Annotated in this window: 6 protein-coding genes; 2 read left to right on the top strand and 4 right to left on the bottom strand. The window is 57.0% G+C overall.

Annotated features, from left to right (window positions below; all coding sequences use genetic code 11):
- Positions 1 to 93: 93 nt before the first annotated feature.
- From V0R60_RS04825 to V0R60_RS04840, 4 genes are all read right to left on the bottom strand, one after another.
- The gene (locus tag V0R60_RS04825) at positions 94 to 1,530 is read right to left on the bottom strand and encodes an NAD(P)(+) transhydrogenase (Re/Si-specific) subunit beta (RefSeq protein ID WP_330078757.1); all 1,437 of its coding nucleotides are present in this window, start codon (positions 1,528 to 1,530) and stop codon (positions 94 to 96) included.
- 2 nt (positions 1,531 to 1,532) lie between these two features.
- Complete coding sequence (locus V0R60_RS04830; protein ID WP_107024308.1) at positions 1,533 to 1,850, bottom strand: NAD(P) transhydrogenase subunit alpha; 318 nt, start codon at positions 1,848 to 1,850, stop codon at positions 1,533 to 1,535.
- Between the two features lie 11 nt (positions 1,851 to 1,861).
- Positions 1,862 to 2,983 carry a Re/Si-specific NAD(P)(+) transhydrogenase subunit alpha gene (locus tag V0R60_RS04835; protein WP_136473926.1) on the bottom strand — a complete coding sequence of 374 codons (1,122 nt, stop codon included), beginning with the start codon at positions 2,981 to 2,983 and terminating at the stop codon, positions 1,862 to 1,864.
- Between the two features lie 406 nt (positions 2,984 to 3,389).
- Positions 3,390 to 4,316, bottom strand: a complete 927-nt coding sequence (locus V0R60_RS04840; protein WP_330078756.1) for a LysR family transcriptional regulator — start codon at positions 4,314 to 4,316, stop codon at positions 3,390 to 3,392.
- A 160-nt stretch (positions 4,317 to 4,476) separates the two neighbouring features.
- Here V0R60_RS04840 and V0R60_RS04845 point away from each other — a divergent pair, with 160 nt between their 5' ends.
- Together V0R60_RS04845 and V0R60_RS04850 are read left to right on the top strand one after the other, a co-directional pair.
- The gene (locus V0R60_RS04845) at positions 4,477 to 5,658 is read left to right on the top strand and encodes an acyl-CoA dehydrogenase (protein WP_136473928.1); all 1,182 of its coding nucleotides are present in this window, start codon (positions 4,477 to 4,479) and stop codon (positions 5,656 to 5,658) included.
- Positions 5,659 to 5,672: 14 nt separating this feature from the next.
- Entirely contained in the window at positions 5,673 to 6,893 is a 1,221-nt protein-coding gene (locus V0R60_RS04850) for a CaiB/BaiF CoA transferase family protein (protein WP_136473929.1), read from the top strand.
- Positions 6,894 to 7,287 lie beyond the last annotated feature (394 nt).

Genomic DNA, 7,287 nt, shown 5'->3' on the forward strand with positions numbered 1-7,287 from the left:
GGCTACCAATTGAAGCCTTCTGTCGGTGGGCCGGGCATTAGAAAGCCCCAGCCGATACCGCGCTGGGGCTAATTGTCACAGCCTGAAAAAAGCTTAATCGACAGCTTTGACCATGTCTTCGATGACCTTCTTCGCGTCACCGAAAACCATCATGGTTTTGTCCAGGTAGAACAGTTCGTTATCTAGGCCGGCATAGCCACTGGCCATGGAGCGCTTGTTGACGATGATGGTCTTGGCCTTGAAGGCTTCGAGGATCGGCATCCCGGCGATCGGCGACTTTGGATCGTTCTTGGCTGCCGGGTTGACCACGTCGTTGGCGCCCAGTACCAGTACCACGTCGGCCTGGCCGAACTCGGAGTTGATGTCCTCCATCTCGAACACCTGGTCGTAGGGCACTTCGGCTTCCGCCAGCAGTACGTTCATATGGCCAGGCATACGTCCAGCTACCGGGTGAATCGCATACTTAACGGTTACGCCGTTGTGGGTAAGTTTCTCGGTGAGCTCCTTGAGCGCGTGCTGGGCACGGGCTACTGCCAGGCCATAGCCCGGAACGATGATCACGGTGTCGGCGTTGCTCAGCAGGAAGGTCGCGTCATCGGCTGACCCGGATTTGACCGGACGAGCCTCTTGCGAGCCAGCCGGGCCGGCGCTGTCCGTGGCGCCGCCGAAACCACCGAGGATCACGTTGAAGAACGAACGGTTCATCGCCTTACACATGATGTACGAGAGAATGGCACCCGACGAGCCTACCAGCGAGCCTGCAATGATCAGCATCGAGTTGTTCAGCGAGAAACCGATACCAGCCGCCGCCCAGCCCGAGTAGCTGTTGAGCATCGATACCACTACTGGCATATCGGCGCCACCGATCGGGATGATGATCAGTACACCCATGATGAATGCCAGGATCAGCATCAGGGCAAAAGCGCTGTAGCTGCCGGTAAAGGTAAAGACCAGGCCCAGGCCGATAGTTGCCAAGCCCAGCACCAGGTTCAATTGGTGCTGGCCGCTGAACTGTACAGGCGCGCCTTGGAACAAGCGGAACTTGTACTTACCAGAGAGCTTGCCGAAGGCGATGACCGAACCGGAGAAGGTGATTGCACCGATCGCTGCACCAAGGAACAGCTCCAGGCGGTTACCGGTAGGAATCGGGTCGCTGATGCTGGAGACGATGCCCAGCGACTGTGGCTCGATCACTGCAGCGATGGCGATGAACACGGCAGCCAGACCAATCATGCTGTGCATGAAGGCGACCAGTTCAGGCATCTTGGTCATTTCAACGCGCTTGGCCATGATGGAGCCAGCAGTACCGCCAATCAGCAAGCCGACAATCACATAGCCAATACCGGCAGTGGCCAGTTCAGCGCCCAGTTTGTAGATCAGCCCAACAGTGGTGATGACTGCCAAGGCCATGCCAAGCATGCCGAAAAAGTTGCCGCGTCGCGATGTGGTCGGATGCGAAAGGCCCTTGAGCGCCTGGATGAAGCAGATCGAGGCGACAAGGTAGAGAAGTGTTACCAGGTTCATGCTCATGTTTACTGCTTCCCCTCAGCCTTTGCGGCTTTCTTCTTGAACATCTCCAGCATGCGCCGGGTGACCAGGAAACCACCGAATACGTTGACCGCTGCCAGGGCCACCGCCAGGGTGCCCATGATTTTGCCCAGCGGCGTAACGGTCAGGGCGGCGGCCAGCATGGCGCCGACAATGACGATGGCGGAGATGGCGTTGGTAACCGCCATCAAGGGGGTGTGCAGTGCAGGCGTAACGTTCCATACCACGTGATAACCGACATAGATCGCCAGAACGAAAATGATCAGGTTATAGACGCCGTGAGAGATCAGCATGTCTTCCATTGTCTGGCTCCTTATCCGTTCTTGCGGATGATCTGGCCGTCGCGGCACATCAGGCACGCGGCGACGATATCGTCTTCGAGGTTGATCACCAACTGACTGTCCTTGTCGAACAGCAGCTTCATGAAGTCCAGCAGGTTACGAGCATAGAGGGCCGAAGCATCGGCACCCACCTGCGCGGGCAGGTTGGTCGGGCCGACGATGGTTACGCCCTGCTCTACCACCACCTGGTCAGCGACAGTCAATGGGCAGTTGCCGCCTTGAGCCGCTGCCAGGTCGATGACCACCGAGCCTGGTTTCATCTGTGCAACCGTCTCGGCGCTGAGCAGCGTCGGCGCCTTGCGTCCTGGAATAAGGGCGGTGGTGATAACAATATCGGCCTGTTTGGCGCGCTCATGCACGGCCTGGGCCTGACGTTGCATCCAGCTTGCCGGCATTGGGCGGGCGTAGCCACCTACACCGACAGCACATTCACGTTCTTCGTCGGTCTCGTAAGGCACGTCGATGAACTTGGCACCCAGCGACTCGATCTGCTCTTTCACCGCAGGACGCACGTCCGAGGCTTCAATCACTGCACCCAGACGCTTGGCCGTGGCAATGGCCTGCAGCCCGGCAACACCTGCTCCGAGAATCAGCACGCGAGCGGCCTTAACGGTACCGGCAGCGGTCATCAGCATCGGCATGAAGCGTGGATAGTGATGGGCAGCCAGCAACACAGCCTTGTAACCGGCAATGTTGGCTTGCGAAGACAGCACGTCAAGGCTTTGTGCCCGCGATGTGCGAGGAGCCGCTTCCAGCGCGAATGCGGTAATACCGCGCTCGGCCATCTTGGCGATCATGTCGTTGTTGAACGGATTGAGCATGCCCACCAGGATGGTGCCGCTCTTGATTTGGGCCAGTTCGCTATCGTCGGGAGCCACAACTTTCAAAACAAGCTGTGCGCCAAACGCATCGGCTGCGCTGCCAATGGCAGCGCCTACTGCTTCATAGGCACTGTCCGGAACGCTGGCATTGATGCCGGCGCCACTCTGGACGGTAACCTGATGCCCCTGACCAATCAGTTTCTTGATGGTTTCCGGGGTTGCAGCAACCCGTGTTTCGCCCGTCTGCGTTTCGAGAGGAACACCAATGTGCACGTCAAATCTCCTGCGTGATCTTTTGTTGGTAAACCAGCGCACTGCGGATGGTGCGTCTGGGGCGGCCGATCAGCACGATCCCGCCGAATCCAGGCGGGGCGCGGCATTTTGCAGGTGATTCCTGAGTCGCTTCAACCAGTTTTGAAGGGTGACGGTATTCAAACTACAAGTCACCCTGTGACTGAATGTCGCAAGAACAGGCCTGGAGCCCGTCAAATACGGGCTTCAGGGAGATTACGGTAATTTTTAAAAAAATTCCGCCGAATTTGCCGATTGCTTCGGTCAAAACGCGATTTATGCTGCGAATGCCGCATAGATACTAGGGTTAAGGTCTATGTCGCGACGATTAGTACAGTTTTGATAATTGCGACATTTACGTACATCTGTAGGGTTGTGATTTTGCTGACTACGGGGTCAGGTTGTTGCTGCTAGCCTTATGCTCTGCGGCGTAGCGCTGAGATTCGGCTACCAGCCAATCGCGGAAAGCGCGCAACGAGGCGGATTCGACCTTCCGTTCGGGGATCATCAGGTAATACGCCTTGATGCTGGACAAGCCGTGTCGATTGGCTACCACCAGGCGCCCTTCTGCCAGTTCTCGCTGAATCAGAAAGGGCGGGATCAAGGCTATTCCCATCTCATGCATGGCCGCTTGAGCCAACATCGAGAATAGCTCATAGCGTGGCCCTGTCATGTCGCGGCTAACGTTCAGGTCCAGGCTGTTGAACCATTGGCGCCAGGCGTATGGGCGCGTGGTCTGCTGCAGTAGTGGTAATCGAGCAATTTGCTCGGCATCCAGTTGTGTGGCGCCAGCTAGCAAGCCCGGGCTGCAAACCGGTACCGGGCTTTCGCTCATCAGTCGATGAGAGTGAGTGCCCGACCAATCGGCATCACCGAAATAGATGGCTGCGTCAAAGGGGGTATCGGCGAACAGGAACGGCCGGGTGCGGTTTGTCAGATTGACGGTGACTTCTGGATGGTGCCGCTGGAAGTCCTTGAGCCTTGGCAGCAACCATTGGGTACCAAAGGTCGGAACCACGGCAAGCTCGATGACGTTCGCGCCCTGTTGGCCCATTACTGACAAGGTGTCGCGCTCCACGGCATCGAGTTGTGCGGCCACCCTGCGGCTATAAGAGAGGCCAGCTTCTGTGAGCTTCACCCCGCGCCGCGAACGACGGAACAGTTCAACGTTGAGAAATTCTTCGAGTCCGGCGATTTGCCGACAAACGGCGCCCTGGGTAAGAGATAACTCTTGGGAGGCCTTGGTAAAGCTCTCGTGGCGGGCGGCTGCCTCGAAGCAGACCAAGGCCGCTGTGCTGGGGATCTTTCGTCGCATGTACGTCAATCTCACTAATAAGTCGTAAGGGTGGGGTTTTCTACCTTTACGGAGTGAGAAATTATCACAAGACCATGCGTATTCCTCGTTTGTCTCATGCCCCGAACAGGCCTAGGATCAATCCACAACAACTCTGGTCCCCTATTTCGAGGATTCGCTCATGGCCGGTAAAGCAAGCTTCAACTGGATCGACCCGCTGTTGCTAGATCAACAGCTCACTGAAGAAGAGCGCATGGTGCGTGACAGCGCTTATCAGTTCGCCCAGGACAAGCTGGCCCCGCGCGTGCTGGAAGCTTTTCGGCATGAGCAGACTGATCCTGCGATTTTCCGTGAAATGGGTGAGGTCGGTCTGCTTGGCGCGACCATTCCTGAGCAGTACGGTGGAAGTGGCCTGAACTATGTCTGCTACGGTTTGATCGCCCGTGAGGTCGAGCGGATCGACTCCGGCTATCGTTCGATGATGAGTGTGCAGTCCTCTCTGGTGATGGTGCCTATTAATGAGTTCGGTACCGAAGCGACGAAGCAGAAGTACCTGCCGAAGCTGGCCAGTGGTGAGTGGATCGGCTGTTTCGGTCTGACCGAGCCTGATCATGGTTCCGATCCGGGTTCAATGATTACCCGGGCAAAAAAGGTCGACGGTGGCTATCGCCTGTCTGGCAGCAAAATGTGGATTACCAATAGCCCTATCGCTGATGTGTTCGTGGTGTGGGCCAAGGACGACGCCGGCGACATCCGTGGCTTTGTTCTGGAGAAAGGCTGGCAAGGCCTCAGCGCTCCAGCGATTCACGGCAAGGTGGGTCTGCGTGCGTCGATCACCGGCGAAATCGTCATGGACAATGTGTTCGTACCCGAAGAGAACATCTTCCCTGATGTGCGCGGCTTGAAAGGTCCTTTCACCTGCCTCAACTCTGCTCGCTATGGCATTTCCTGGGGGGCGTTGGGTGCGGCTGAAGCCTGCTGGCACACCGCTCGCCAATACACCCTGGATCGTAAGCAGTTCGGCCGCCCCCTGGCTGCCAACCAGTTGATCCAGAAGAAGCTGGCGGACATGCAGACAGAGATCACCTTGGCACTGCAAGGCTGCTTGCGCCTCGGGCGTATGAAAGATGAAGGTACTGCGGCAGTCGAAATCACTTCGATCATGAAGCGCAACTCCTGCGGCAAGTCCCTGGAAATTGCCCGCATGGCGCGTGACATGCTCGGTGGGAACGGCATCTCCGACGAGTTCGGTGTGGCCCGTCATCTGGTCAACCTCGAAGTGGTCAACACCTATGAGGGTACCCATGACGTTCACGCGTTGATCCTGGGTCGCGCCCAAACCGGCATTCAGTCCTTCTATTAATAAGGAGCCAGCCCATGGGCGCGCTATCTCATCTGCGGGTACTGGATTTGTCGCGAGTGCTGGCCGGGCCGTGGTCCGGGCAGATTCTCGCCGACCTTGGGGCCGAAGTTATCAAGGTCGAGCGCCCGGGAACCGGCGATGACACGCGTGCCTGGGGGCCACCCTTCCTTAAGGACGCCTACGGTGAGAACACTACCGAGGCGGCCTACTACTTGTCGGCCAACCGTAACAAGCGCTCGGTGACCATCGACTTCACCCAGCCGGAAGGTCAGCGCTTGGTGCGTGAGCTTGCGGCAAAATCGGATGTGGTCATCGAGAACTTCAAGGTAGGTGGTCTGGCCGCTTATGGGCTCGACTATGAAAGCCTGAGGGTAATCAACCCGCAGTTGATCTATTGCTCTATTACCGGTTTTGGCCAGACGGGTCCGTATGCCAAGCGTGCTGGGTACGACTTCATGATCCAGGGGCTTGGCGGATTGATGAGCCTCACCGGCCTTCCGGAAGGTGAAGAGGGTGCGGGGCCGGTAAAGGTAGGCGTTGCGCTGACCGACATCCTCACCGGGCTTTATTCTACTGTGGCAGTTCTGGCCGCCCTCGCCCATCGTGATCATGATGGTGGGGGCCAGCATATCGATATGGCATTGCTCGATGTCCAGGTGGCCTGCTTGGCCAACCAGGCCATGAATTATCTGACTACAGGCACACCGCCTAGTCGCCTTGGTAATGCGCACCCTAATATCGTCCCATACCAGGCGTTCCCCACGTCTGATGGCGACTTCATCCTTACCGTTGGCAATGACGGGCAATTTCGCAAGTTCGCTGAGGTGGCTGGTCAGCCGCAATGGGCGGATGACCCACGCTTCGCTACTAATAAGCAGCGAGTGGCGAATCGGGCAGTGTTGATCCCATTGATTCGCCAGGCAACAGTGTTCAAGACCACCGCCGAATGGGTGTCGCAGCTCGAGAAGGCCAGTGTGCCTTGTGGGCCGATTAATGATCTGGCGCAGATGTTTGCCGATCCGCAGGTCAAGGCGCGAGCGTTGGCAATTGAGATGCCTCACCCATTGGCTGGGCATGTGCCGCAGGTTGCGAGCCCTATTCGGCTTTCTGAGACGCCAGTGGAGTACCGCAATGCCCCGCCGCTACTAGGCGAGCATACAGAGCAGGTATTGGGTGATGTTCTGGGGATGACATCGTCGGATATAGAGCGCTTGCGTACTGCTGGGGTGGTCTGAAGCGGGCAAGCTGCAAGGGCGCGCGGTGTGTCCGCATTAGCTTGTAGCTTGCAGCTTATTACTTATAGCCAAAACGCCCCTCCTGAAACAAAGTTGTAATAAGTCCTTGACGCCCCTGCGGATCTCTCTATAATTCGCCCCACTTCTGGCGTAGTCGGAACTGAAAACTCCTTGATATTCAATGAGTTAGATGTTTCAGGTAGTGCTGGAAGGGCTTCGATCGAAAGATCGGCAGCGGTGAAAAAGGTGGTTGACAGCGAATTGAAACGCTGTAGAATTCGCCTCCCGCTGACGAGAGATCGCAGCGAGTTAAGCGGTTGAAGTTGAAAGAGAAATTCTGAAAAACTTCAAAATAAACGCTTGACACACTCTGAGGAAAGCGTAGAATGCGCGC

The organism is Pseudomonas auratipiscis, assembly GCF_036324085.1.
Taxonomy (GTDB): domain Bacteria; phylum Pseudomonadota; class Gammaproteobacteria; order Pseudomonadales; family Pseudomonadaceae; genus Aquipseudomonas; species Aquipseudomonas auratipiscis.

Excerpts from the sequence above, each read along its gene's own strand:
- V0R60_RS04825 (WP_330078757.1), bottom strand. The coding sequence starts at position 1,530 with ATGAGCATGAACCTGGTAACACTTCTCTACCTTGTCGCCTCGATCTGC.
- V0R60_RS04830 (WP_107024308.1), bottom strand. The coding sequence starts at position 1,850 with ATGGAAGACATGCTGATCTCTCACGGCGTCTATAACCTGATCATTTTC.
- V0R60_RS04840 (WP_330078756.1), bottom strand. The coding sequence starts at position 4,316 with ATGCGACGAAAGATCCCCAGCACAGCGGCCTTGGTCTGCTTCGAGGCA.
- V0R60_RS04845 (WP_136473928.1), top strand. The coding sequence starts at position 4,477 with ATGGCCGGTAAAGCAAGCTTCAACTGGATCGACCCGCTGTTGCTAGAT.
- V0R60_RS04850 (WP_136473929.1), top strand. The coding sequence starts at position 5,673 with ATGGGCGCGCTATCTCATCTGCGGGTACTGGATTTGTCGCGAGTGCTG.